This window comes from Actinacidiphila polyblastidii, assembly GCF_036353415.1.
GTDB lineage: Bacteria > Actinomycetota > Actinomycetes > Streptomycetales > Streptomycetaceae > Actinacidiphila > Actinacidiphila polyblastidii.
In genome coordinates, this window is record NZ_JAZEWV010000006.1 from 16,649 (window position 1) to 41,214 (window position 24,566).

The window sequence follows — 24,566 nt, forward strand, 5'->3', positions numbered from 1 at the left end:
CGCAGATGAGTTCCCAGATGAACGCCTGGGCGGACTCTCCGGCCGACCGCCGGGCGGACGGCGACACCCGGTGGGTGCTGCCCCGCGGCACCGCGGGCGGCGAGGGATGGGACCTCGCCGTCACCGACGCCCGCCCCGGCTGGCGCCACACCAGCCTGCGGACGGCCACGCTGACCGGCTCGGCCGAGCGCGTCCTGGACGCCGGCGGCTGGGAGCACATCGTGGTGCCGCTGTCCGGAGGGGTGCACGTCACCGTGCGGACCCCCGACGGGACCACCCACGAAGCCCCGCTGGAAGGCCGCGCCGACGTCTTCGCCGGGCCCACCGACGTCGCCTACGCGCCCGCCGGCTCGCGGATCACCGTACGGGCCGCGGCGGACCACGCGCGGGTCGCGGTGGCCGGCGCGCTGGTCCCCACGGGCGCGGCCGCCGGCGGGGCGCGGGCCTTCCGCCGGCTCGGCGCCGCGCAGGTGCCGGTCGAGCGGCGCGGCGCGGGCGGCGCCTCGCGGGAGGTGCGCAACTTCGGCACCCCGGCGGTACTCGACGCCGACGCGATCATCGCCTGCGAGGTCGTCACCCCGGCCGGCAACTGGAGTTCGTGGCCGCCGCACAAGCACGACGCGGAACACCCAGGGCAGGAGACCGCCCTGGAGGAGATCTACTACTTCGAGACGCGGTCCACCGACCCGCGCGGCGCCGACCCCGTCGGCTACCAGCGGGTCTACGCCTCGGACCCCGGCCGGCCGATCGACGTGCTCGCCGAGGTGCGCACCGGCGACGCCGTCCTGGTGCCCCACGGCTGGCACGGCCCGTCGATGGCCGCGCCGGACGCGCACCTGTACTACCTCAACGTGATGGCGGGCCCCGGCCCCGAGCGGGCCTGGCTCATCTGCGACGACCCCGCCCACGCCTGGGTCCGCGACACCTGGCGGGACCAGCCGTTCGACGGGCGGCTCCCGCTGTCCGGCCCGGCCTCAGGAGGGACGCGATGAGCAGCGAGCACACGGCCACGGTGCGGCTGACGGTGGCTCAGGCGACCGCCCGCTTCCTGGCCGCCCAGTGGTCGGAGCGCGACGGCCGGCAACGGCGTTTCTTCGCCGGCGTCTTCGGGATCTTCGGCCACGGGAACGTCGCCGGCTTCGGGCAGGCCCTGCTCCAGATGGAGCGGGACGACACCGGCGGGCCGCGCCTGCCCTACGTGCTGGCCCGCAACGAACAGGCCATGGTGCACACCTCGGTCGCCTACGCCCGGCAGCAGGACCGCCTCGAGACGTGGGCCTGCACCGCCTCCATCGGCCCCGGCTCCACGAACATGCTGACCGGCGCGGCGCTGGCGACGGTCAACCGCATCCCGGTGCTGCTGCTGCCCTCCGACGCCTTCGCGACGCGGGTGAGCACCCCGGTGCTGCAGGAGTTGGAGCAGCCGTACGCCGGCGACATCAGCGTCAACGACGCCTTCCGGCCGCTGTCCCGGTTCTTCGACCGGGTCACCCGGCCCGAGCAGCTGCCGTCGGCGCTGCTCGGCGCGATGCGGGTGCTCACCGACCCGGTCGAGACCGGCGCGGCGACGATCGCCCTGCCGCAGGACGTGCAGGCCGAGGCGTTCGACTGGCCGGTGGAGCTGTTCGCGCCGCGCACCTGGCACATCGCCCGCCCGCCGGCCGAGACCGCCAGGATCGCCGCGGCCGCCGGCCTCGTCCGCGCCGCCCGGCGGCCGATGCTGGTGGCCGGCGGCGGCGTGCACTACTCCGGCGCCGAGGAGGCGCTGCGCGCCTTCGCCGAGGCCACCGGCATCCCCGTCGGGGAGACCCAGGCCGGCAAGGGGTCGCTGCCGCACGGCCATCCGCGGCTGATGGGCGCGGTCGGCTCGACCGGCACCGCCGCCGCCAACGCGCTGGCCCGGCAGGCCGACCTCGTCATCGGCGTCGGCACCCGCTGGAGCGATTTCACCACCGCCTCACGCACCGCCTTCCAGCACCCCGGCGTGCGCTTCGTGAACGTCAACGTCGCCGCCTTCGACGCGGGCAAGCACGCGGGCCTGTCCGTCGTCGCCGACGCCCGCGAGGCGCTGACCGCGCTCACCGCGGCCGTCGCCGGCCACCACGTCCCGGCGTCCCACGAGGAGCGGCAGGAGGGCCTGCGGGCCGCCTGGGACGCCACCGTCGACGCGGCCTACCACCCGGACGCCTCGGTCACCGGCCGCCTCGCGCCGGGCGTCCTCACCCAGGCGGCCGTCCTCGGCTGCGTCAACGAGCACACCGACCCCCGGGACGTCGTCCTGTGCGCGGCCGGGTCGATGCCCGGCGACCTGCACAAGCTGTGGCGGGTCCGGGACCGCAAGGCCTACCACGTCGAGTACGGCTACTCCTGCATGGGCTACGAGATCCCCGGCGCGATCGGTGTACGGCTCGCCGACGGCACCCGCGACGTCTTCGCGATGGTCGGCGACGGCGGCTACCTCATGATGCCCACCGAACTGGCCACCGCCGTCCAGGAGCGCGTCAAGATCGTCGTCGTCCTGGTGCAGAACAACGGGTTCCACTCCATCGGTTCGCTGTCGGAGTCGCTCGGCTCGCAGCGGTTCGGCACGCGGTACCGCTACCGGTCAGCCGACGGCCGCCTCGACGGCCCGCCGCTGCCCACCGACCTCGCCGCGAACGCCCGCAGCCTCGGTGCCCACGTCATCGAGGTGCGCTCGCGCGCCGCGCTCGAAGCGGCGATCGCCGAGGCCAAGGCGTGGCCGGCGGACGGCGGTCCCGTCGTCATCCACGTCGAGACCGACCCGCTGGTGCCCTCGCCCGACAGCGAGAGCTGGTGGGACGTACCGGTCAGCGCGGTGTCCACCCTCGACTCGACGCGGGCCGCCCACGAAGGCTACGCCGCCTCCAAGGACGCCCAACGGCCGCTCCTGGCACCGGCGTCGCCGCTCGCGGAGGAGGCCGGCGGTGAGTGACCCGCGGTGGCCACGAGATCCCGGCCGCCCGGAGCGGCGGGGTCTGCTCCGGGCGGCGGGGGAGCGGGCGGTCAGCTCATGGTGCAGGTGAGGGTCGGGGCCTGGTTCGTTCCGCTGTAGGCGCCCTGGAAGCCGAAGGACGTGGTGCCCGCGGCAGGGAGGCTGCCGTTGTAGCCCATGTTCGTCGCGGTCACCGCGGCTCCCGACTGGGTGGCCGCCGCGTTCCAGGCGTTGGTCACCTTCTGGTTGCCCGCGAACGTCCAGGTGACCTTCCAGCCGGTGAGCGCCCTGGCGCCCGCCTTGACGGTGACGTCGACGGTGAAGCCGTTGCCCCAGTCGCTGGTGGTGCGGTAACTCGCGGTGCAGGCGCCGCTTCCACCGGCACTGTGCTTGAAGTCGCCGAGTTCGTCGAGGGTGATGACGTACGGGTCGCCGTAGACCCGTTTGAGGAAGTCGAGCGAGTTGCTGGCCGCGTCCTGTTCGAAGCCGCCCCAGGTCACGAAGTAGGACCAGTCGGCCTGGTAGGCGCGCAGGAGGTCCGGGTCGGGGACGGTGCCGACCTCGGAGAGGGCGGCCACCTTGGTGTCGCCGGTGAGGGACAGTTCCCTGTCGTACGTCAGCGCGACCGGCCCGTGGTCGCCGGCGGTCGGGTAGGAGTCGGCGCTGACCAGGTCGACCACGTCGTCCCCGGGGTACCAGGCGGGGTCGACGGAGTTCCACTCCCAGATCAGGTTGTGGATGCCGTCGACCCTGGTGAGCCGGTCGTGCATCAGCCGGTAGAGGGCCTTGGCCGGCCCCGGGCCCTTGGCGCCCCACCAGAACCAGCCGCCCTCGGCTTCGTGCAGCGGCCGCCACAGGACCGGCACCCCGGCGTCCTGCAGGCGCCTGAGCTGTACGGCGATGGCGTCGATGTCGCGCAGCAGCAGCTGGTAGTCGGCGGACGCCGGGTCCGCCAGCGCCGCCTGCACGTCGAAGGTGGTGGCGTCGGTGTAGAAGCCGCGCCACCACTCCTCGCCGGGCTGGTCGATCAGGTCGGTGGGGGCGTTCCAGTGCCAGACGAAGGCGGTGATCCCGCCGCGCCTGTCCCACGCGAGGGCGTTGTCGGTGTCCGTCCCCACCGTGCCGCGCTCCACCCGGCTGGGGGAGTAGTCCATCATGTCCAGGCCCTCGATCGCCGGGGCCTTGCCGACGTTGGCCTCCAGCCACTGCTCGTGGGCGGAGTCCTGCTGGCCGCTGAGGATGTCCTTGCCGTAGTTCGCGGCCAGGTACGTCATCAGCGACCTGGCCTCCGGGGTGGCCTGCGGGTCCGTCAGGCGACCGGTCACCGCGTGCGGGGGCCGGGCCGGCGCCGGGGTGAGCGAGATCGAGTCGATCAGGTACCAGCCCCAGTCGTCGCTGACGGTCACGGTGTTGGCGCCGGCCTTCAGCAGCACGTCGCCGGCGGCGGCGTCGGTCCAGGTGGCGCTGGCGGGGAGCGAGACCTCGCCGACGCCGCTGCCGTTGACCAGCAGGTTCGCCTTCTTGTCGCCGTACGGGCCGTCGTAGCGGACGGACAGGGCGTACAGACCGCCGGGGCTGTCCGGGACGGTGATCGTCAGGGTGTCGCCGGACTCGTCGAAGCCCTCGGCGTAGCCGGCGCCCTGGTAGCCGGAGACGGACGTGCCGACGCTCACGCCGTTCAGCGCGCCGTCCTCGGCCTGGTACACCGTGGCCGAGGGGGTGTCGGCGTGCGCGCTGCCCGGGGTGAGCGCCGCGGCCGCCGGGACGGCGAGCAGTCCGGCGACCAGCAGCCGCAGCAGTCTGCGGGGGTGTGGTGCGGGGGAAACCAAGGCTGTCTCCTCGAGTGGGGGGAAGAGTCGATGGGAGCGCTCCCATCGACGCAGACGGAAACGCTCCCGTCAATGGGTCGGACACACGCGGAGCCGCTGCCGCACGCCGCGTCACGCCTGCGCAAGATCGGTCGGGCGCGAGGGCGCCGCGGCGCGCGAGACTGCACGGGTGAGCGACGAGAGCACAGGCCGGGACCGGCTGCGGGAACTGCTGGACGCCGTCCTGGCCGAGGACCACCGCAGCCTCGCGGAGATGGCGGGCGGCGCGTACGCCTCGCCCTTCCACTTCAGCCGGCGGCTGACCCGCGACGCCGGCGAGCCCCCGGTGGCGATGCGCCGCCGGGTGATGCTGGAGCGCGCCGCCTGGCAGCTGCGGCACGGCTCGTCGGTGACGGACGCCGCCTTCGCCGCCGGGTACGAGTCCGTCGAGGGTTTCGGGCGCGCCTTCCGGCGGTCCTACGGCCACGCACCGAGCGCGGCGGCCGCCGGGACGGACACCGCGGCGGCCGGCGGTGTCCGCGGATACTGGCTGCCCGCGCCGAACGGCATCCACTTCCATCCGCCGGTGGCACTGTGGGTCGAGGAGCGCGACGCCTCCGCCGGCGGCCGCCCGCCGGGCGGCCCCGGTCCGCGCGCCGGGGACCTCGGCGACGTGACGTGGCTGCTGGTGCGGCACGACGTCGACGACACCCGCGCCCTGCTGGCGGCGGCCGCCGCGCTGCCCGACGAGCGCTACCGGGCGCGCCGCCTGCCCGGGACCCGCGTCGTCGTCTTCGGCGGCCCGGAGGAGTCGGCCGCCGACCTGCTGGCGGCGCTCGTCCACACGAAGGAGACCTGGGTCGCCTCGATCACCGGCGCGGACACGCCGGCGGCTCCCGCGACCGCCCCGGACCCGGCCGCCCTCGCCGCACGCCACGAGCGCGCCGCGGCCGCCTGGCTCGCCGTGCTGCGCGACGTCGACCGCCGCGGCGCCTGGACCGACCGGGTCGTGGACGCTCTCTGCGACCCGCCGGAGAGCTTCACCCTGGGCGGCATCCTCGCCCACGTCCTGACCTTCGCCGCGGCCCGCCGCCACCTCGTCCGCACCCTGCTGGGCGAGGACGGCGCATGGTCCGCGGCGACCCCCGAGTCGCCGGCGGCCACCGGCGACCCCCTCAACTGGCTGAGGAGCGACCTCGCATGACCCGCACGCACTACTACACCGCGACCTCCCTCGACGGCTTCATCGCCACCGCGGACGACTCCCTCGACTGGCTGCTGAGCCAGCAGGTGGACCCCGAAGGCCCCTTCGGCTACCAGGAGTTCATCGCCGGGATCGGGGCGCTGGTGATGGGCGCGACCACGTACGACTGGGTGCTGCGCCACCACGTCGCCAAGGGCGAGGCGTGGCCCTACGACATCCCGGCGTGGGTGATGACGCACCGCGACCCGGAGACCTTCCCGCCGGTGCCGGGCGCCGACGTCCGCTTCGCCTCGGGCGACGTCCGGCCCGTCCACGCCGCCCTCACCGAGGCCGCCGCGGGGCGCGACATCTGGGTGGTCGGCGGCGGGGACCTCGCCGCCGCCTTCGCGCAGGCCGGGCTCCTCGACGACCTCACCGTCTCGGTCGCCCCGGTCACCCTCGGCGCCGGCCGGCCGCTCTTCGCGCGCCCCTTCGACCTGCGCCTGGTCTCCGCCGACCGCAACGGCGCCTTCCTCTGCGCCCGCTACGAGGTCCTCACGCCCCGACCGTGACCGCGCCCGGCCGGCCGGGCGCGCTCACCCCTGGGGTGCGGGAACCGGCCGCCGCGGCTCTCCCGACCCCGAGGGCCGGCCGCGCAGCAGCACCCTGATCGCCCGGTCGGGGCGCAGCAGGCTCTGCGGCGACGCGACCAGCCCGGCGACCCGGACGAACGCCTCGGCGAGCGAGACGTCGCTCACCGCGGCGCCCTGCAGGCGGATCACGTAGCGGTTGACGAACCGGGTGCGCAGGGTGCGCCGGCCCTGGACGCCGGGGAAGACGAGGTCGGAGGCGGTCGCGGTGTCCCAGGGGGCGTCCACCACGGCGGAGGCGGCGCGGAAGAAGCGCCGCCAGTCGGGTGCCCCGCCGCCTGCCAGCTGCCGGGCGAGGGCCTGCGCCTGCAGGGCCGCGGAGGTCATGCCCTGCCCGTAGATCGGGTTGAACGCGGACACCGCGTCGCCGAGCACGAGCAGGCCCTCGGGGAAGTCCCGCAGCCGCTCGTAGTGGTGCCGCACGCTGGCCGGGTACTTGAACACGACCGGGTCGTCGAGCGGCTCGCCGGCCCGTATGGCGTCGATGACGTCGGGGAACAGGAGGGTCTCGGCGAACGCCTCGAACCCCTCCGAGTCGGTGGGCGGGTGGTCGCCGAGCATGCCGAGCAGCGTCACCAGGTGGCGGTCGCCCTCGATGGTCTCGACACCGCCGCCGCGGAGGTTCTGCGGGGTGCAGCCGGTCAGGACCAGCCGGTCGCCGTGCAGGAAGTCCGCCGGGATGCGGTAGCTGCGGCTCGCGTAGCCGACGTCGACGGTCATCTTCTCCACCGGAGGCGGCTGGAAGCCCAGCTCCTCCAGCCAGCGCGGCGTCCGCGACGCGCGGCCGGTCGTGTCGACCACGAGGTCGGCGTCGATGACCCGCTCGCCGCCGTCGCCGCCCGCACCTCCGGAGGCGGCGACGCGCACCCCGGTCACGGTGCGCCGGTCCGGTGAGGTGGCCAGTGCGACGACGTCGTGGCCGTCGGCGAAGCTCACCCCGGGCAGCTTCGCGACCCGCGCCCTGACCTGGCCCTCCAGCAGCGGACGGCTGCAGAACAGCAGCGGCTGCCCGATGTCGGTGCGGCGCAGCCGGTGGCCGGCGAAGAGCCAGCGGATGCCGCCGAGCAGGTCGCCCTGCTTCGCCCCGGCCGCGACCGTCTCGGCGCGCAGCCCCGGCAGCAGTTCCTCCATGATCAGCACGCCGCTGGCCTGCAGGGCGTGGATGTGCCGGCCCTGCGGCACGCCGCGGCGGTACTCGGCTCCCTCTGGCAGCGCGTCCCGTTCCACGATGGTCACCGTCGCGTACGTTCTGCTCAGCACGGTCGCCGTCAGGAGGCCCGCCATGCTGGCGCCGAGGACGACGGCGTGGTCCCTGGCGTGGCGGGGGGTGGCGCGTCCGGCGGATCGTCGCAGCTCCATCCGGGGAGCGTCCCGCGACGCGCGCGCCGCCGGCCACTTCCAGATTGCCCTGTGCGGGCGGCCGCGGAGCCGCCGCTGCGGCGCCCGGCGCGCTGTGACGCAGGACACATGAGGGCACCGAAATATCCGGGGACTCTTCCCCCGTTACATGCACGTGAATGAAAATCCGGGGGCTCAGTCCCCGGTTGTGCGTGACACGCCGACAGACCACGGCACCCGCCGGGAGGAGGAACCCACGTGACCGTCACCGACGACACGACCGCACCGGCGCAGCGCCGGGCCCCGCGGATCCGCACCGACGCGGCGCGCAACCGGGTCCGCATCCTCGCGGCGGCCCGCGAGACGCTCGTGGAGCTGGGCCCCGAGGTCCCGCTCGACGAGATCGCCCGGCGGGCCGGCGTCGGGAACGCCACCGTCTACCGGCACTTCCCCGACCGCGGCGCGCTCCTCCACGACGTGCTGCTCTTCGTGATCACGCGCACCGCGGAGTTCGCGGAAGGCGCCGCGGCCCAGCAGGCCGACCCGTTCGGCGCGCTGCGCGGCTTCGCACACGCCGCGGTCGACGAGAGGGCCGCAGCGGTCTGCGGCCTCTTCACGGCCGTGGAACAGGACGGCGCGCCCGAGGACGTGTACGCCGAGATCGGCAGGCTCCGGCTCGCCCTCGAAGAGCTGATGGAACGGGCCAGGCGCGCGGGCGCGTTGCGCCCCGACGTCACCCAGCACGACCTGATGGTCGCGATCTCCCAGCTCACCCGCCCGCTGCCGGGCCTGGAGTGCCGGGACACCGACGCCCATCGGCACCTGGACATGTTCCTGGACGGCCTGCGCCCCCATCCCGCGCCTCCCGCGACTCCCACGCCCATCGGTCCCTGAGCCCACCGGCCGCTGACCGGCCCCAGCCCGTTTCCCAGACCCAGACCCCGGCACACGCTGTCGACGGCCTCGCGGCCGACCCCTGCCAACCGTCACTCACCCGTGCCTGCGCGCACACCTAGGTGGACTGTTCCATGTCTCAAACAGCGACTCAAACAGCCGCAAACCGGCTCAAGGACACCGGAGCCAACCGCTGGAAAGCGCTGGTGTTCATCTCCCTGGCCCAGTTGATGGTCGTCCTCGACTCGACGATCGTGAACATCGCGCTGCCCAGCGCCCAGCACTCCCTGGGCATCTCGGACGCCAACAAGCAGTGGGTGATCACCGCCTACGCGCTGGCGTTCGGCGGGCTGCTCCTGTTCGGCGGCCGGATCGCCGACATGTGGGGCCGCAAGCGCGCCTTCGTGGTCGGCCTGACCGGCTTCGCGCTCGCGTCCGCCCTCGGCGGCGCCGCGGCGAACGAGGCGATGCTGCTCGGCGCCCGCGCCGCCCAGGGCGCCTTCGGCGCGCTGCTCGCGCCCTCCGCGCTGTCGCTGCTCGCGGTGACCTTCACCGACGCCAAGGAGCGCGCGAAGGCCTTCGGCATCTTCGGCGCGATCGCGGGCGGCGGCGGCGCCGTCGGCCTGCTGCTCGGCGGCATCCTCACCGAGTACCTGGACTGGCGCTGGACCTTCTTCGTCAACATCCCCTTCGCGATCATCGCCGCCCTCGGCGCGTACTTCGTGATCCGCGAGCCGGCCGGCGCCCGCAACAGCTCCACGCTGGACATCCCCGGCGTGGTCCTGGCCACCCTCGGCCTGGTCTCGCTGGTCTACGGCTTCACCCGCGCGGAGACCAGCGGCTGGACCTCGGTCTCGACGATCGGCCTGTTCGTCGCCTCCGCCGTGCTGCTGCTCTCCTTCGGCCTGGTCGAGTCCAAGGTCAAGGCGCCGCTGCTGCCGCTGCGCGTCGTCGGCGAGCGCAACCGCGGCGGCACCTACCTCTCCCTGGGCCTGGCCATCATCGGCCTGTTCGGCGTCTTCCTCTTCCTGACCTACTACCTCCAGGTCGTCCAGGGGTACTCGGCGATCAAGACCGGCCTGGCCTTCCTGCCGATGGTCGCGGCCTTCGTGACCGGCTCGACGCAGATCGGCGCCAGGCTCGTCACCCGGCTGCCCGCCCGCACGCTGATGGCGCCCGGGTTCGGCCTCGCCGCCGTCGCCATGCTGCTGCTGACCCGGCTGGACGTCGGCTCCTCCTACCCGGGCGTGATCCTGCCCGGCCTGGTGCTGCTGGGCCTGGGCATGGGCTCGGCGTTCATGCCGGCCATGTCGCTGGCCACCCAGGGCGTCCAGCCGCGTGACGCGGGTGTCGCCTCCGCGATGGTCAACACCTCGCAGCAGGTCGGCGGCGCGATCGGCACCGCGCTGCTCAACACCATCGCGGCCTCGGCCACGACGGCGTACGTGGCCGCGCACGCGGTCGGCGCGTCGGGTTCCGCCGGCGCGCAGCGGCTGCTCCAGTCGCGGTCGCTGGTGCACGGATACACCCACGCGATCTGGTGGGCCGTCGGGATCGAGGCGCTCGCCGCGCTGATCGCGCTGACCTTCGTCAACGCGCCGCGCCCCGGCTCGGTGAAGGTGGCCTCCAGCGAGGACGGCCACGGCGCCGGGGAGGCGGACGACTCCGTCAAGCTGCCGGCGGCGATGCACTGACCCCGCCAGGGGCAGCGACACGGGCACGCACCGCGGGTGGGGGGGCCGGGGCCCCCCGCGGGGGCCCCCCCGGGGCGCGCGCGCCCGGGGGCGGGCCGCCGGGGGGGGGGGGGGGCGCCCCCGCGGGGGGGGGGCGGCCCCCCCGTGCGCCGGGGCCGGGCGGGGGGGGGGGGGCGCCTGGGGGGGGGGGCCCCCCCCGGGGGGGCCCCCCCCCCCGCCCGTCCGGGACCGCCCGCGGCGGTGTGTCAGCCGAAGAGCACGCAGGAGACGGCCGGCAGCGCCAGCGAGCCGCCCTGCTTGGGGATGCCGGTGCCGGGGTCGACGTCGAACCAGGTGACGTCGCCGGAGCGCTCGTTGGCGGCGTAGAGCCGGGTGCCGGCGGGGTCCAGGGTCAGGTGGCGCGGCCAGTCGCCGCCGCAGCCGACGGTGTCGAGGAGTTCGAGCTGCTCGCCGCTCTCGTCGACGCCCAGCACGGCGATGCTGTTGTGGCCGCGGTTGGCGGCCCAGGCGAACCGGCCGTCGCGCGAGATCACCAGCTCCGAGGGGTAGTTCTCGCCGTCGGCGCCCTCGGGCAGCACCCGGACCTCAGCGAGCGGACGCAGGCTGCCCCTCTCCGCGTCCCACCGGCAGACGGTGACGACCGAGTCGAGTTCGTTCATGACGTAGGCGTGGCCGCCGTCGGGGTGGAAGGTGAGGTGGCGCGGGCCGATGCCCGAGCGCAGGCCCAGCTCCCGTTCGATCTCCAGCTCGCCGCCCGCGGCGTCCAGCTCGCAGACCCGGACCGAGTCGGTGCCGAGGTCGACGCTGACCGCCCAGCGGCCGCTGGGGTCGGTGACCACCGCGTGGGCGTGCGGGCCCTCCTGGCGTTCGCGGACCGGGCCGTCGCCCTCGTGCTCCAGCACCGAACGGACCGCGCCGAGCGCCCCGTTCCCGTCCAGAGACAGCACGCTGACACTGCCGGGCGCGGCGTAGTTGGCGGTCAGCAGGTGGCCCTGATGGACCGCCAGGTGGGTGGGCGCGCCGCCGCGTACCGGCACGGGGGCGCCGAGCAGGGCGGGCGCGGCGGGGTCGGCGAGGGAGAACGCGGCGGCGGCGCCCTCCGGTTCGGTCTCGCTGACCGCGTAGAGGGTGCGCCGGTCCGCGGACAGGGCGAGGAAGGACGGGTTCGGCACGTCGGCCGTGTCCCCGAGCACGGTGAGCGCCCCCGTGTCCGGGTCGACGGCAGCCGTGGTGAGTCCCCGGCCCCCCGCGGACGTGAACGACCCGATGTAAACGTGCCCGGCCACTGCCGTACCTCTTCCGCCTGATGTCTGTACGGCGGCTGACAGTAGTACGTGACGACCGTTACGTCGCCCCCGGGTCCTTTCCCGCGGGCGCGGGCCGGTCCCGGCGGGTGGAGGGGCCCTGGAGCAGGCCTGGCGCGTGGCGCCGGTGACCGCTGCCGTGCGGTCGGTGACGTCCGGTTCGGTGAGGGCCCGCAGCAGGTGGGTCGTCGCCGTGGACTCGTCCACGGTCGCGCCGCGGGCGGCGGCGGGGGTCGGCCGGACGGGCCGGTGCGGTGCCTCCCGTTCGGTGGACACCGCGCACCGCACGAGGCGCCGCCGCGCGGAACGGGACGGCGGGCCCTAGGCGGCGAGCGCGGTGGGGGCGGCGGGCCTCAAGGGGTCGGCGAGGGAGGTCAGTGCCGCCTCCAGGCCGTGCAGGTGTGCGAGGGCGCGTTCGGTGTGCGGGTGGGCGGGGGCCGCCGCGGCTGCGGCCGGGGCGGGCGGTGCGGGGAGCGGGCGGGCGGGGCCGACCAGGCGCTGCACCGCGTGCTCGACGCGGTGGCAGGCGGCGGTCAGCCGGGCGTCGTGGCCGGCCTGCGGGTGGGCGGCGGTCTCGGCGAGGCCGCGCACCTGGCGGGCGCAGTCGTCGAGCAGCGCGAGCACCTGGCGGGCGCGGGCGCGGCGGGCCCGCAGCGGGCTGAGCGGATGCACCAGGGGCGCCACCGAGGCGCGCACCCGGCCGAGCACCGCGTCGAGCTCCGCGACCCGCGCGGCGAGGTCGGCGTCGGGGTCGCCGCCGAGGCGCCGGCCGGCGTGCGCGGCGCACTCGCGTACTGCGTGCAGCGCGCGGTGGATCCAGGCGTCGGTGGCCGCGTGGGTGGTGACGGGCAGCACCAGCAGCACGGCGAGCGCGGCGGCGGCCGCGCCGGCGGCGGTCTCCTCAAGCCGCAGCACCAGCAGCGCGGGGTGGAGGACGCCGAGGAGGCCGTAGAGCGTCCCCGCCATGACCGTGACGAAGAAGGTCATCCAGCTGTAGGAGACGGACGCGCTGTAGAAGATCCCGAAGACGCAGGCGGCGACGAGGACGGCGGAGGGACCGGGAGCCCCGTGCAGCGGCATCGCCAGGGCGAATCCGGCGGCGATGCCGACCGCGGTGCCGAGCACCCGGCGGAAGCCCCGCACCAGCGTCTCGCCGCGGGAGGCGGTGTTGACGAAGATCCACCAGGCGGTGGCGACCGCCCAGTACCAGCGGTCGGCGGAGACCGCCTCGCCCAGGGCGAGCGCCGCCGCGGCGGCGGTGGCGGCCTGCACCGCCTGCCGCGTGGTGGGCCGGCGCAGCCCGCGCGGCTGGGCCAGGGCGGGGACGGCGGCCGGGCGGGCGCCGCGCTCGTAGCACCACAGTCCGAAGCGGACGGCGGCCGCGACGCCCAGTCCGATCGCGACGGCGGCGAGGAGCCGCGGCAGGTCGGCGGGGCCGGCGTGCAGGAACTGGGCGACGAAGAACATCATGAACGCGAAGACGCCCAGCGCGTTGCCGCGCGCGGCCCAGCGGCGGGCGTAGACGCCGGCCAGCACCACGGTGACGAACGCCGCGTCGCGCGCGAGCGGGTGGGGATGCAGCCAGGCCGCGGCGGCGAGCACCGGCAGTCCGGCGACCGGCAGCAGGGCCGTGGTGACGGCTTGCTCGCGCACGGTGGGATCGGCGACGGTGAAGAACGCCAGCAGCGCGGCCAGCGCCCCGCCGCAGGCGGCGGGCAGCGGCAGGCCGGCGAGGATCATCACGGCGACGGCCGCGCTGATGCCGAGCACGGCGCGTGCGGCGAAACGCAGCCGGACCAGGCCCGGGTCGGGTGCGGCGAACATCCTCTTCACGTGTGCGGTCCCACCTCTGCTCTCGGTCCGTTCCGGCGCGCTCGTCCCCGGGCGGAGGCGTGCCGCCGGGCATGGCAAAGGCGTTGCGGAGCGGTCCGCAACGCCATCGTTCCCTCCAGGAAAGCACCCGCGGGGGCATTGGCCCAAACGCATCGCGCCGAGCTGTGCCATTGGTAGGGTTCAGCAGCCCGCAGACCGACCACGTGAGGACCAGTGGCCCATGCCCGTCGACGCCCTGGACGCCGCGATCCTGCGGCTGCTGCTTCAGCAGCCGCGTACGAGCGTCCGCGAGTACGCCCGCATCCTCGGTGTGGCCCGCGGCACCTTGCAGGCCCGTCTCGACCGGCTGGAGCGGGACGGGGTGACCACGGCGGCCGGGCCGCGGGTGTCTCCGGCCGCACTCGGCCACCCGGTGCTGGCCTTCGTCAGGATCGAGGTCACGCAGGGGCGCCTGGACGAGGTCGGCGAGGCCCTGGCGGCGGTGCCGGAGATCATCGAGGCGTTCTCGACCACCGGCGGCGGCGACCTGCTCACCCGGGTGGTGGCACGGGACAACACGCATCTGGAGGACGTCGTCCAGCGGCTGATCCGGCTGCCGGGCGTGGTCCGCACGCGCAGTGAGATCGCGCTGCGCGAGCGGGTGGCGTACCGGGTGCTGCCGCTCGTCGAGTCGGTGGGGCGGGCGGCGGGCGACGGGCGTGCGGCCTCGCGGCCGTCGTCGGCGGCGCGGGAGCCGGAGCGGCGCCCGGCGCAGGCGCCCGCGCGGGGTCCGCGGGCGGCGGGGTAGCCCCTCACCTGGCGGGACGCCCTGCCGACGGCGACCGGGCCGCAGGCGCGCGGCGGCCGCGGGGCGTGCCCGATCGGCAGCCGGTACGCCCCGGCGGCGGTCCGGCCCGCGGCCGGCTCGGCGGGGCGCGGGGCGCGGGGAGCCGGCTGCCGGGACGCCGGGCCGCCGAGTCGCCGGGGCGCTCACATGCACGACGGCGCGGGTGCGACGTCTGGCGGACGCGCGTAGAAACGCGCATCATGGCTCTGCTCGACCTGCACTGCCGACTCATCCGACACACACGGCACAGCAGTTGCTCCCTTCGGGTCCCGTCGCGGCCCCCCACTCCACGACGGGCGCTGTGCTGCTTTCCAATTGTCATGCGCAGGTCATGTCGGCCCTCGCGCGCCGACCCGCCTGCGCCGCATGAGCGAAGGAGAGATCGACATGGCCTGCGGAACGACCAGCCTCTGGGCGGGTGAGACCACCTGGTTCTGCTGCGGCGGGTCCTGGGGACCCTGCGGCAGCACCGGCACCGGCGCCTGCGGCACCTGCCAGTCCAACGCCCACATGGCCGCCTGGCCGAACACCTCCCAGGCGTGCTTCGACATCACCCGCCCCGACCTGTGCGGCGAGAGCATCGTCCGCCGCGGCTGCGGCTCGGTGATGAACGTCAAGCACCAGTGCTCGGGCGCCAGCGTCTGCGTGACGGTGGCCGACTGCGGCCCGCGCACCAAGAGCTTCTGCGGCGAGTCCGCCTGCTGCAACGGCACCTGCCGCACCAACCGGGTCATCGACCTGACCCCGGCCGCCTTCTCGGCGATCGGCAACCTCAGCTCGGGCAAGCTGCCCGTCTACATCTACGAGTGATCCCCCCGGAAGGAGGAAGGACCGGCATGAGCCACAACCAGCAGCCCGCACGCCGCGGCGGACTCGACCGCAGGCGTTTCCTGACCACCGCCGCACTCGGCGGCGCCACCATCGTGGGGGCCTCCGCGCTCGGCGGACTCGACGCCGACGCGGCGTTCGCGGAGCCGATGCCGTCGCTCGACCCGGCGATCTCCCAGTCCGCGTTCGCCGAGGGGCGGATCACCGCCATCAAGGGCAGCGTGCTGGAGGTCGCCGGCTCCTACGGCGACCACCACCTGATCCAGATGACCAACGCCACCAGCGTCTGGAAGCTGCGCCCCACCACCGCCGCGGAGATCGGCGTCGGCGACGGCCTCTACGCGCGCGGCGTCGACATGCCCGACGGCACCATCGCGGCCGACGCGGTGTGGGTGAACATCGTGAACCTGTACTGCACCGTCCGCGGCATCGCCAAGGACCGGCTGCACCTGGCGCACGGCGACCACAACCACGCGGTGGTCGGCAGGATCGTGCCGGAGACGACCACCGCGTCATACCTGGGCGGCGCCCTCACCCCCGACCTGTCGCGCCTGCGCATCGGGCAGTCGGCGCAGGTACTCGGCGCCTGGCGGCCCGAGGACGACACGGTCGACATCGCCCGTGTCACGGTCGGGCACTGAGGGGGCGTGCCGATGATCCCGCTCCTCTCGAACCTGGCGCCGCCGGTCCTGGCGGCGCTGCTGGCGCTCACCGGCGCAGGCAAGCTCTTCGGCCGCGGCACCGCGCTCCTCGCCGCCGGCACCGTGCTGGTCCGGGTGCTGGGCGACGCGCGGCGGGCCGGACTGGTGCTGCGCGCGGTCGGCGGGGCCGAGCTGGCCGTCGCCGCCGCGCTGCTGGCCGGGCCCGCGGCCGGGCTGCCGGCGCTCGTGCCGGGCGCGGCGACCGCCGGTCTCGGCGCCGCCTTCACCGCCTATCTCGGCTACGCGCGGGCGACCGCTCCCGAGTCGTCCTGCGGGTGCAGTGCGCGCGCCGAGGGACCCATCGGGCCGCGGACCTTCGCGCGGGCCGGCGCGGTGCTGCTCGGCGGCGTGGCGGCGGCCGGCGCGGACGCGTCCTGGTGGTCGCAGGCGGCCTCGCGGCCGGTCGGCTCCGCGCTCGTGGTGGCCGCGGCCGCGGCGCTGCTCTTCGTCGTCTCCGCGGACCTGGACCGCTCCTGGCTGCTGCCGCTGCGCAGGCTGCGGATACGGCTCTTCGGCCACCCGCTGGCCACCGGCGCGGCCGGCCGGGTGCCGGTCGAGGCGTCGGTGCAGCTGCTGGAGAGTTCGCTCGCCTGGCAGGCGGCCTCCCCCATCGTCCGCTCCTCGCTGCTCGACCACTGGGACGACGAGGGCTGGCGGGTGCTGCGCTTCTCCGGTGTGTACGAGGAGGCGGTCCGCGGCGCCCGGCCGGTCAGCGTGCTGTTCGCGCTGGACCTCGCGGCGAGCATCGACACGGCTCCCAGCCCCGCGGTCCGGGTCTCGGTGATCGACGACGACACCGAGGAGGTCGTGCCGCTCGACCTGCTGGCCGCCGCCGGACGGCGCTCGGCGCTGCCGCTGGCGAACTGACCGGCGGGCCGGCACGGTGTGCGACCCCCGGCAGGAGGCACCTTGCCGGGGGTCGCACGGTCGGGGAACGCTGCCGCGCGGCGCGCGGCGGCCGCGCTACACCGGCGGGTATCCCACCGGCGCGTCGGCGTACGCCCCGTACGCCCGCAGCTCCGCGGCCGCCGCGAACGGCTGGCCGTTGAGCGCGTTCAGCGCGGTGAACCGCACGTAGGAGGCGCGGACCTCCGGGAAGTCGACGGTCTGCGTCCGCGGGGAGTCCGCCAGGGTGCCGCGGGCGACGGTCGTCCAGTTGCCGCCGTCGTCGGAGACCGCCACCTCGTAGCCGGCCACCCGACCGTTCTGGCCGCCGCTCTGCCGGTCGAGGTAGCCGAAGCCGTCCAGGTCGGCGGCTCCGGTGCTGGCCCATATGACGACCCGGCTCGGCCCGGCCTCGGTCCCCAGCGAGAACGCCTTCCGCAGCGCCTTCGTGCTGGCCGGCTTCGGCGCCGCGCTGGCCGCCCTGGTGACGCTGGCGATACCGGGGCGCCACGCCGCCCCGGCGGACGTCACGCTGCCCGCGGGCGCGGGCGAGCCGGAGACCTCGGGCACGCGCTGACCCGGCCTCAGGCTCCACCTCACCTCGACCTGGGGTCGGGCTCGCCCTGGAGGTTCGACCTCAGGTCGAGGCCGAGGCCGGTGCGGGGGTCGGGGCCGGGTGCGAGGGTGCGTCGGGTGCGGGAGGCGCGGGCGGATGCGGGTCGTCGCAGCCGTCACGCTCCGGGCTGTTTCCTGGCCCGGCTGGGCTGCACCCGCTTGGGCTCGCCGGTCATCTTGGGGTGCTCCGGCGGGTACGGCAGGTCGCCGAGGCCGTGCTCGCGCTCGTCGCGGGCGGCCAGTTCGAGCGCGGCGTCGAGCCGGAAGGCGTGCTCGTCCATGTCCGCGTGCACGTCGCCGACCTCGGCGAACCTGGCCGGCATGGTCGCCAGGTCGAAGTCGGCCGGCACCGCGCTGCCCACCTCGTCCCAGCGCAGCGGCGCTGAGACCGGGGCGTGCGGCTTGGGCCGTACGGAGTAGGCGCTGGCGATCGTGCGGTCGCGCGCGGTCTGGTTGTAGTCGACGAAGATCTTCGCGCCGCGCTCCTCCTTCCACCAGGCGGTGGTGATCCGGTCCGGCGCCCGCCGCTCCAGCTCCCTGGCGACGGCGATAGCCGACCGGCGGACCTGGGTGAAGGTCCACTCGGGAGCGATCGGCACGAACACGTGCAGGCCGCGGCCGCCGGAGGTCTTCGGCCAGCCGGTCAGCCCCAGCCCGTCCAGCACGTCGCGCAGCTCCAGGGCGGCGCGCACCGCGTCCGCGTAGTCGGTGCCGGGCTGCGGGTCGAGGTCGATGCGCAGCTCGTCCGGGTGCTCGGTGTCGTGCCGGCGCACCGGCCAGGGGTGGAAGGTGAGGCAGCCGAGGTTCGCCGCCCAGAGCACCGCGGCCGGCTCGTCCGGGCAGATCTCGTCGGCGTGGCGGCCGCTGGGGAAGGAGATCCGGCCGGTCGGGATCCAGTCGGGGAGGTTCTTCGGTGCGCGCTTCTGGAAGAAGGACTCGCCGTCCACGCCGTCCGGATAGCGCTCCAGGGTGGTCGGCCGGTCGCGCAGCACGCGCAGGATGCCCTCGCCGACCGCGAGGTAGTAGCGGACCACGTCGCCCTTGGTGAACCCGCGTTCGGGGAAGTAGACCTTCTGCGGATTGGTGACCCGGACCGTGCGTCCGCCGGCCGTCAGCTCCAGCGCCTCTGCCATGGCGTCCACGCTAGGGCCGGTCGGGTCGGTGCGCTCCCCGGCGGGCGGGGCGCCGCGGGTCGGCGGGCGCGGCGGGTCCCGGCCGAGCACAATCGTCCGCATGGACCTTCCCGTGATGCCGCCGGTGGAGCCGATGCTCGCCAGGGCGGCCAAGAAGATCCCGCCCGGCATGCTCTACGAGCCGAAATGGGACGGCTTCCGGGCGATCGTCTTCCGCGACGGCGACGAGGTCGAGCTGGGCAGCCGTTCGGGCAAGCCGCTCACCCGCTACTTCCCCGAGGTCGTCGCCGCGGTCCTCGCGAACACCCCGCGCCGGTGCGTGCTGGACGGCGAGATCGTCATCGCCCGCGACGGGCGGCTGGACTTCGACGCGCTGCTGGAGCGGATCCACCCGGCCGAGTCGCGGGTACGCCACCTGGCCGAGGCGACCCCGGCCTCGCTGGTGGCGTTCGACCTGCTGGCGCTGGGCGACGACGCGCTGCTGGCGACGCCGCAGCGCGAGCGCGGGAGCGCGCTGGCCGGGGCGCTGGCGGACGCGGCGGACCCGGTGTTCACCACGCCCGTCACCGAGGACCTCGACGTGGCCGGCCGCTGGTTCGAGCAGTTCGAGGGCGCGGGTCTCGACGGCGTCGTCGCCAAGCCCGTGGAGCTGCCGTACCGGCCGGGAGAGCGCGCCATGGTGAAGGTCAAGCACGAGCGCACCGCCGAATGCGTGGTGGCCGGGCTGCGGGCGCACAAGAGCGGGCCGGTCGTCGGCTCGCTGCTGCTCGGGCTGTACGACGACGCGGGCCGGCTGCAGCATGTCGGGGTCTGCGCGTCCTTCCCGATGGCGCGGCGCAAGGAACTCATGGAGGAGCTGGCGCCGCTGCGGATGGACTCGGCGGCGGGCCACCCCTGGGAGAGCTGGACCAGCGAGGCGGCACAGGCCGCCGGCCGGCTGCCGGGCGGGCCGTCGCGCTGGACGGGCAAGAAGGACCTGTCCTGGATTCCGCTGCGCCCCGAGCGGGTCCTGGAGGTCGCCTACGACCACATGCAGGGCGACCGGTTCCGGCACACCGCGCAGTTCCGCCGCTGGCGGGAGGACCGCGCCCCGGAGTCGTGCACCTACGCGCAGTTGGAGGAACCGGTGGGCTACGACCTGGGCGAGGTGCTGCGCGGCTGAGGGGCCGGGCTCCGGCCGCGCCCTGCGGTGGGCAGGCGGCCGCCGGGTCGGCCGGGGCCGGGCTCCGGCCGGTCAGCCCAGGAAGCTCAGCCGGACGCTGCGGTGCGGGTTGTCGACATTGGTGTCGACGAGCACCACGGACTGCCAGGTGCCCAGTTCGAGCCGGCCGCCGATCACGGGGAGCGTCGCGTGCGGCGGCACCAGCGCGGGCAGCACGTGGTCGCGTCCGTGTCCGGCGGACCCGTGGCGGTGCCGCCAGCGGTCGTCGGCGGGCAGCAGGTCGCGCAGCGCGGCGAGCAGGTCGTCGTCGCTGCCCGCGCCCGTCTCGATGACGGCGACCCCGGCGGTGGCGTGCGGCACGAAGACGTTCAGCAGTCCGTCCCTGCCGCGCGCCGCCTCCTGCAGGAAGGCCGTGCAGGCGTCGGTGATGTCCTGGACGGTCTCGGACGATCCGGTGCGGAAGTCGACGACCCGGGTGGCGAGATGGTGGCTCATGCCTCCATCGTCACACCGGTCGCCCGCCGAGGCGGCATGGACGGCGCGTGTGCCGCGCCGAGGCCGCCCGGCCGGGCGTCCCACCCCGGGCGCCGCCCGGCGAGATCGCAGCCCGTCACGGCTCGCCGCGACGCCAACCGGCCGGGCCCGTACGGCCGGAGCGCCCCGCGGCCGACGAGCGGCGGCGGATTCAGGCGCGCGCATCCAGGTACGGGTTCGGGCGCGGGTTCGGACGCCGCGTCGGGCGGGGGCGGCCGCGTGGACGGCCGCGGACGCCGGATTGCCCACCCGTCAGATTGGTCTGTACCATTCAGCGGACCTGGACACCGCCCTCCGTTGCCGCGCCCCGAAGGGGGACACCGCCGTGAACGCCGTGCGCCGGCTCACCGTACTGGTCGACTCCTGCCTGCTGCCGTCCGTCAGCGGGGCCGCCGGCAGACTGCCCGACTGGATCCTGCGCGGACTGGAACGCGGCACGCCCGGCATCGCCGTACACGCTTACGGTTCGGCCGCCCGCAGCGCCGCGTCCGCGCTGCGGGCGGCGCTGCCCGACGCGCTCACCGGGCATCCCGGGCCGCGCCGCGCGGTCGGCGGCCGCGCGGCCGCCGCCGAACTCGTCGCCACCGGCGCCAATCTGCATCTGGGCGTGCGGCCGGGTCCCGCCGCCGACGAGACGCGGGTGTTCGTCACCGACCTGCAGACGCACGGGGTGGCCGCCGCGCTGGGGCCGTTCACCGGCGCCGGCAGCCTGCGGCCCTTCGCCGAAGGCGCGGCGGCGGGCGTGCGCGCCATCACCGCGGGCCACTCCCCCGCCGACAGCGGCCGGCTGCCCGCGGCGCTCGACGTCGCGGCCATCACCGGCATCCTGCGCGGCGAACTGGGTTACGGCGGCGTCGTGGTGAGCGACGCGCTCGACGCCCCCTCGATCGTCGACGGCTGGGGGGTGCCCGGGGCGGCCGTGCTGGCCTGGATCGCGGGCGTCGACCTGGTCCGCCTCGGACCGTCCAGCGGCGCGGGCGTCCGCAACGCCATCCACGCGGCCGCGGCGCGCGCGGTGGCCGACGGCGACCTCGACCTGGCCCGTCTCGAAGAGGCCGCCGACCGCGTGGCGCGCCTGCGCCGCTGGGCCTCCGAGCCCCGCATGCCCGACGCGCCGGACCGCCTCCACGAGGCGCGACCGGCGGCCGCGCTCCCGGCCGCCGCACCGGCCACCGGCGACCTCTGAGGTCCGCGCTCCGCCACGGGACCGCGGTGAGCCCCGGCGCACGCCCCGGCCGCTCGCCGCCGTAGAGCCGCCGGCGCGACCGCGACGACGGGAATCCCGATTGACAGGTCCCGCCTTCGCTGCGGATATTTATCTGCGTCACGCAGAGATTGCGCTACGCAGACATAGGAGCCGTTCATGACCACCGCCTTGATCACCGGCAGCCGGGGCCGCGTCGCCCGCGCCCTCACCGACCTGCTGCGCGCCGCGGGCCACGACGTGCGCGCCGGGTCGCGCAGCCCCGAGGACCTCGATCCGCCGCCGGGGGTCGCGGTAGCGGCGCTCGACCTCGGCAGGCCGGAGCAGTTCCCGGCCGCCCTCGACGGCGTCGACGCGGTGTTCCTCTACGCGCACGCGGCGCGGATCGCGGAGTTCACCGCCGCGGCCGAGGCGGCGGGGGTGCGGCATGTGGTGCTGCTCTCCAGCAGCGCGGTGCTCGCGCCGGGCGCCGGGCACGACCCGCTGGCCCGCCACCACGCCGAGGTCGAGGCGGCTCTCGCCGCTTCCGCCCTGACGTCGACGGTGCTGCGGCCCGGCGCCTTCGCCGGCAACGCCCTGCGCTGGGCCCGGTCGATCCGCGCGTCCGGCACGGTCGCGCTGCCGTACCCGCACGCCCACAGCGATCCGCTGCACGAGGCGGACCTGGCCGAGGCGGCCTTCGCGGCGCTCACCGATCCCGCGCCGCGCGGCGGGACCCACCACCTCACCGGGCCGCAGTCGCTGACCTTCGCCGAGCAGCTCGCCGTCCTCGGCCGGGCGACGGCGCGCGAGGTGCGGGCCGTTCCGGTCACCCCGGCGGCGTGGCGGGCCGAGGCGGCCGTCCACATGCCCGGCGAGGTCGCCGACGCGCTGCTCGCCTTCTGGCGTCGGCACGACGGCGCGCCCGTCCCGCTCACCGGGACGCTGGAACGCATGACCGGCCGGCCGCCGCGGACCTTCGCCGCCTGGGCCGGCGAGCACGCCGAGCGGTTCGCCCCCGCGGAGCCGGCCGCGACCGGGTCCGGGTCCGCGGCCGGTGCGGGGATCAGCCGGGATCGGCGGGCCCGGGGCCGCTGACGTCGCCCGCCCGCAGCCGTGCGATCTGCACCGCGGACAGCTCGACGGTCCGCCGCATGTGGGTGAGGAGCGCGTCGAGGTGCTCCTCGTCGTACTCCTCGAACATCTGCCACCACGCGCGGCTCAGCTCGTGCCAGACCTGCCCGAAGGCGGCCATTCGCTCCGGCACGGTGGTCACCAGGACCCGCCGCCGGTCCTGCGGGTCGCGCTCGCGGGTGACGTATCCGGCGCGCTCCAGCCGGTCGACGAGGCGGGTGGCGGCGCCCGTGCTCAGGCCGGTCAGCTCGCCGACCCGGCCGATGGTGACCCGGCCGGACTCCAGGCTCAGCAGGTTGAGGCACTGCACGTCGGTGGGGTGCATGCCGAAGTGGTCGGCGAGCGCCTGGTTGAAGAGCGCGTAGGCCGCCGTGTAGTGGCGTGCGGCGACCGACAGTTCGGACAGCAGCCGGTTCCTGCGACCGGTCCGCGGGCCGGTTGGGGACATGGTGGGAAGCCTCCGACGACGTCGCCCCCGCCCTTGGCCGCGCGGTCTTCTGCGCCGCGTCGGGTGCGGGGGGTGCGGGGGCGCGGGGTCGGCGCGCCCCTTGAAGCTTCGCAGACGCGGGGCCGGGCGCATGAAGGGCGCTGCCCGGCACCGGCGGGGCGGGCGGGGCGCAGGCCGTGCACCGGGGGCGGGGCCGCTCGGGCGGGTGCGTGCGCGGGGCGCACGGGCGGGACGCCGCGGGCGCCGCGGCGCGGGAAGCTTTGCCCGGCCGGGGCGGTTGGCACGGGCATGAACGACGCAGGTGGAGCAGACGGGACGGGCGGACCGGTCCCCGCAGCGGTGCGCGACGTCGAGGTCGCGGTGGTCGGCGCGGGGCAGGCCGGGCTGTCGGCCGGGTACTTCCTGCACCGGGCCGGGCTGCGGGCGGACCGCGACTTCGTCGTGCTCGACCACTCCCCCGGCCCCGGCGGCGCCTGGCAGTTCCGCTGGCCCTCGCTGACCTACGGCAAGGCGCACGGCGTGCACGACCTGCCGGGTCTGCCACTGGCGGACGGCGACCCCGGCCGGCCCTCGGCGGAGGTGGTGGGCGGCTACTTCGACCGCTACGAGCGGACCTTCGACCTGCGGGTGCGCCGGCCGGTGGACGTCGCCTCGGTCCGCGACGGCGCGGACGGACGGCTGCTCGTGGAGACGGACGCGGGCGTCTGGGCGGCGCGGGCGCTGCTGAACGCGACCGGCACCTGGGACCGCCCCTTCCTGCCGTACTACCCGGGGCAGGAGACCTTCCTCGGCCGGCAGCTGCACACCGCGGGATACCGGGGCGCGGCGGAGTTCGCCGGGCGGCGCGTGGTGGTCGTGGGCGGCGGCACCTCGGCGGTGCAGCTGCTGATGGAGCTGGCCGGGACCGCGTCGACGACGTGGGTGACGCGCCGGCCGCCGGTCTTCCTCGACACGCCGTTCACCGAGGACTGGGGGCGGTCCGTGGTCGCCCGGGTCGAGCAGCGGGTGCGGCGCGGGCTGCCGCCGCAGAGCGTGGTGAGCGTGACCGGACTGGCCGCGACCGAGGAGGTGCGGCGGGCGCGGGCGGCCGGCGTCCTGCGCCGGGAGCCGATGTTCGAGCGGATCACCCCCCACGGCGTGGCCTGGGCCGACGGCCGCACCCTCGACGCCGACGTGATCCTGTGGGCCACCGGCTTCCGGGCGGCGCTGGACCACCTGGCGGCGCTGCGGCTGCGCGAGCCGGGCGGCGGCGTCCGCGTCGAGGGCACCCGCGTGGTCAGGGACCCGCGCGTCCATCTGCTCGGCTACGGACCCTCGGCGAGCACGATCGGCGCCAACCGCGCGGGCCGCACGGCGGTGCGCGAGGTCCTCGCGCTGCTGGCGCCGGGTCGCGCCGGCGTACGGACCGCGGCCGCCGCGACCTCGTAGGAGCGGTGGCGGGGAAGCCGTGGCGTAGGAGC

22 protein-coding genes are annotated in these 24,566 nt (G+C 75.7%); 14 read left to right on the forward strand and 8 right to left on the reverse strand.

What is annotated here, in order from left to right:
* Positions 1–5 precede the first annotated feature (5 nt).
* Both iolB and iolD read left to right on the forward strand, forming a co-directional pair.
* Positions 6–992, forward strand: a complete 987-nt coding sequence (gene iolB, locus V2S66_RS09890) for a 5-deoxy-glucuronate isomerase (protein WP_330794205.1) — start codon at positions 6–8, stop codon at positions 990–992.
* Positions 989–2,953: a 3D-(3,5/4)-trihydroxycyclohexane-1,2-dione acylhydrolase (decyclizing) gene (gene iolD / locus V2S66_RS09895; RefSeq protein WP_330794206.1), complete on the forward strand. Its 1,965-nt coding sequence runs from the start codon at positions 989–991 to the stop codon at positions 2,951–2,953. The genes iolB and iolD overlap by 4 nt, the downstream gene beginning before the upstream one ends.
* Positions 2,954–3,024: 71 nt before the next feature.
* Here iolD and V2S66_RS09900 read toward each other — a convergent pair whose 3' ends face one another.
* On the reverse strand, positions 3,025–4,782 hold the full coding sequence (locus V2S66_RS09900; protein ID WP_330794207.1) for a glycosyl hydrolase: 1,758 nt from the start codon (positions 4,780–4,782) through the stop codon (positions 3,025–3,027).
* Between the two features lie 169 nt (positions 4,783–4,951).
* Here V2S66_RS09900 and V2S66_RS09905 point away from each other — a divergent pair, with 169 nt between their 5' ends.
* Both V2S66_RS09905 and V2S66_RS09910 read left to right on the forward strand, forming a co-directional pair.
* Positions 4,952–5,965, forward strand: a complete 1,014-nt coding sequence (locus V2S66_RS09905) for a helix-turn-helix transcriptional regulator (RefSeq protein ID WP_330794208.1) — start codon at positions 4,952–4,954, stop codon at positions 5,963–5,965.
* Positions 5,962–6,516 carry a dihydrofolate reductase family protein gene (locus V2S66_RS09910; RefSeq protein WP_330794209.1) on the forward strand — a complete coding sequence of 185 codons (555 nt, stop codon included), beginning with the start codon at positions 5,962–5,964 and terminating at the stop codon, positions 6,514–6,516. The genes V2S66_RS09905 and V2S66_RS09910 overlap by 4 nt, the downstream gene beginning before the upstream one ends.
* 24 nt (positions 6,517–6,540) lie before the next feature.
* Here V2S66_RS09910 and V2S66_RS09915 read toward each other — a convergent pair whose 3' ends face one another.
* On the reverse strand, positions 6,541–7,953 hold the full coding sequence (locus V2S66_RS09915; RefSeq protein ID WP_330794210.1) for an FAD-dependent oxidoreductase: 1,413 nt from the start codon (positions 7,951–7,953) through the stop codon (positions 6,541–6,543).
* A gap of 237 nt (positions 7,954–8,190) precedes the next feature.
* On the opposite strand from V2S66_RS09915, the gene V2S66_RS09920 reads away from it, so the two are divergent.
* A complete protein-coding gene (locus tag V2S66_RS09920; protein ID WP_330794211.1) occupies positions 8,191–8,826 on the forward strand; it encodes a TetR/AcrR family transcriptional regulator in 636 nt (211 codons plus the stop codon).
* A 134-nt stretch (positions 8,827–8,960) separates the two neighbouring features.
* Positions 8,961–10,520, forward strand: coding sequence for an MFS transporter (locus tag V2S66_RS09925; RefSeq protein WP_330794212.1), 1,560 nt, complete (start codon positions 8,961–8,963; stop codon positions 10,518–10,520).
* A gap of 245 nt (positions 10,521–10,765) precedes the next feature.
* Here the strand turns inward: V2S66_RS09925 and V2S66_RS09930 are convergent, their stop codons facing one another.
* Positions 10,766–11,806 (reverse strand): lactonase family protein, encoded by a 1,041-nt coding sequence (locus tag V2S66_RS09930; RefSeq protein ID WP_330794213.1) that lies wholly within the window; start codon positions 11,804–11,806, stop codon positions 10,766–10,768.
* 339 nt (positions 11,807–12,145) lie between these two features.
* Positions 12,146–13,648: an FUSC family protein gene (locus V2S66_RS09935; RefSeq protein ID WP_330794434.1), complete on the reverse strand. Its 1,503-nt coding sequence runs from the start codon at positions 13,646–13,648 to the stop codon at positions 12,146–12,148.
* Positions 13,649–13,877: 229 nt separating this feature from the next.
* Here V2S66_RS09935 and V2S66_RS09940 point away from each other — a divergent pair, with 229 nt between their 5' ends.
* From V2S66_RS09940 to V2S66_RS09955, 4 genes are all read left to right on the forward strand, one after another.
* Positions 13,878–14,444 (forward strand): Lrp/AsnC family transcriptional regulator, encoded by a 567-nt coding sequence (locus V2S66_RS09940; RefSeq protein ID WP_330794214.1) that lies wholly within the window; start codon positions 13,878–13,880, stop codon positions 14,442–14,444.
* 405 nt (positions 14,445–14,849) lie between these two features.
* A complete protein-coding gene (locus V2S66_RS09945) occupies positions 14,850–15,293 on the forward strand; it encodes an RlpA-like double-psi beta-barrel domain-containing protein (RefSeq protein ID WP_330794215.1) in 444 nt (147 codons plus the stop codon).
* Between the two features lie 26 nt (positions 15,294–15,319).
* Positions 15,320–15,952, forward strand: coding sequence for a cell wall protein (locus V2S66_RS09950; RefSeq protein WP_330794216.1), 633 nt, complete (start codon positions 15,320–15,322; stop codon positions 15,950–15,952).
* Positions 15,953–15,964: 12 nt separating this feature from the next.
* Complete coding sequence (locus V2S66_RS09955) at positions 15,965–16,879, forward strand: MauE/DoxX family redox-associated membrane protein (protein ID WP_330794217.1); 915 nt, start codon at positions 15,965–15,967, stop codon at positions 16,877–16,879.
* Between the two features lie 96 nt (positions 16,880–16,975).
* Here the strand turns inward: V2S66_RS09955 and V2S66_RS09960 are convergent, their stop codons facing one another.
* Positions 16,976–17,467 carry a discoidin domain-containing protein gene (locus V2S66_RS09960; protein ID WP_330794218.1) on the reverse strand — a complete coding sequence of 164 codons (492 nt, stop codon included), beginning with the start codon at positions 17,465–17,467 and terminating at the stop codon, positions 16,976–16,978.
* 161 nt (positions 17,468–17,628) lie between these two features.
* Positions 17,629–18,645 (reverse strand): non-homologous end-joining DNA ligase, encoded by a 1,017-nt coding sequence (gene ligD / locus V2S66_RS09965; protein WP_330794435.1) that lies wholly within the window; start codon positions 18,643–18,645, stop codon positions 17,629–17,631.
* A gap of 100 nt (positions 18,646–18,745) precedes the next feature.
* Here ligD and V2S66_RS09970 point away from each other — a divergent pair, with 100 nt between their 5' ends.
* Entirely contained in the window at positions 18,746–19,807 is a 1,062-nt protein-coding gene (locus tag V2S66_RS09970; RefSeq protein ID WP_330794219.1) for an ATP-dependent DNA ligase, read from the forward strand.
* 72 nt (positions 19,808–19,879) lie between these two features.
* Here the strand turns inward: V2S66_RS09970 and V2S66_RS09975 are convergent, their stop codons facing one another.
* Positions 19,880–20,302, reverse strand: coding sequence for a secondary thiamine-phosphate synthase enzyme YjbQ (locus V2S66_RS09975; RefSeq protein WP_330794220.1), 423 nt, complete (start codon positions 20,300–20,302; stop codon positions 19,880–19,882).
* 364 nt (positions 20,303–20,666) lie between these two features.
* Between V2S66_RS09975 and V2S66_RS09980 the strand changes: the two genes are divergently transcribed.
* Positions 20,667–21,527, forward strand: a complete 861-nt coding sequence (locus tag V2S66_RS09980; RefSeq protein ID WP_330794221.1) for a glycoside hydrolase family 3 N-terminal domain-containing protein — start codon at positions 20,667–20,669, stop codon at positions 21,525–21,527.
* 177 nt (positions 21,528–21,704) lie between these two features.
* Positions 21,705–22,622 (forward strand): NAD(P)H-binding protein, encoded by a 918-nt coding sequence (locus V2S66_RS09985; RefSeq protein WP_330794222.1) that lies wholly within the window; start codon positions 21,705–21,707, stop codon positions 22,620–22,622.
* On the opposite strand, the gene V2S66_RS09990 is transcribed toward V2S66_RS09985, so the two are convergent.
* Positions 22,591–23,106 (reverse strand): MarR family winged helix-turn-helix transcriptional regulator, encoded by a 516-nt coding sequence (locus V2S66_RS09990; protein ID WP_330794223.1) that lies wholly within the window; start codon positions 23,104–23,106, stop codon positions 22,591–22,593. The two genes, V2S66_RS09985 and V2S66_RS09990, sit on opposite strands and share 32 nt — an antisense overlap.
* A gap of 288 nt (positions 23,107–23,394) precedes the next feature.
* Here V2S66_RS09990 and V2S66_RS09995 point away from each other — a divergent pair, with 288 nt between their 5' ends.
* Entirely contained in the window at positions 23,395–24,534 is a 1,140-nt protein-coding gene (locus V2S66_RS09995; protein ID WP_330794224.1) for an NAD(P)-binding domain-containing protein, read from the forward strand.
* Positions 24,535–24,566 lie beyond the last annotated feature (32 nt).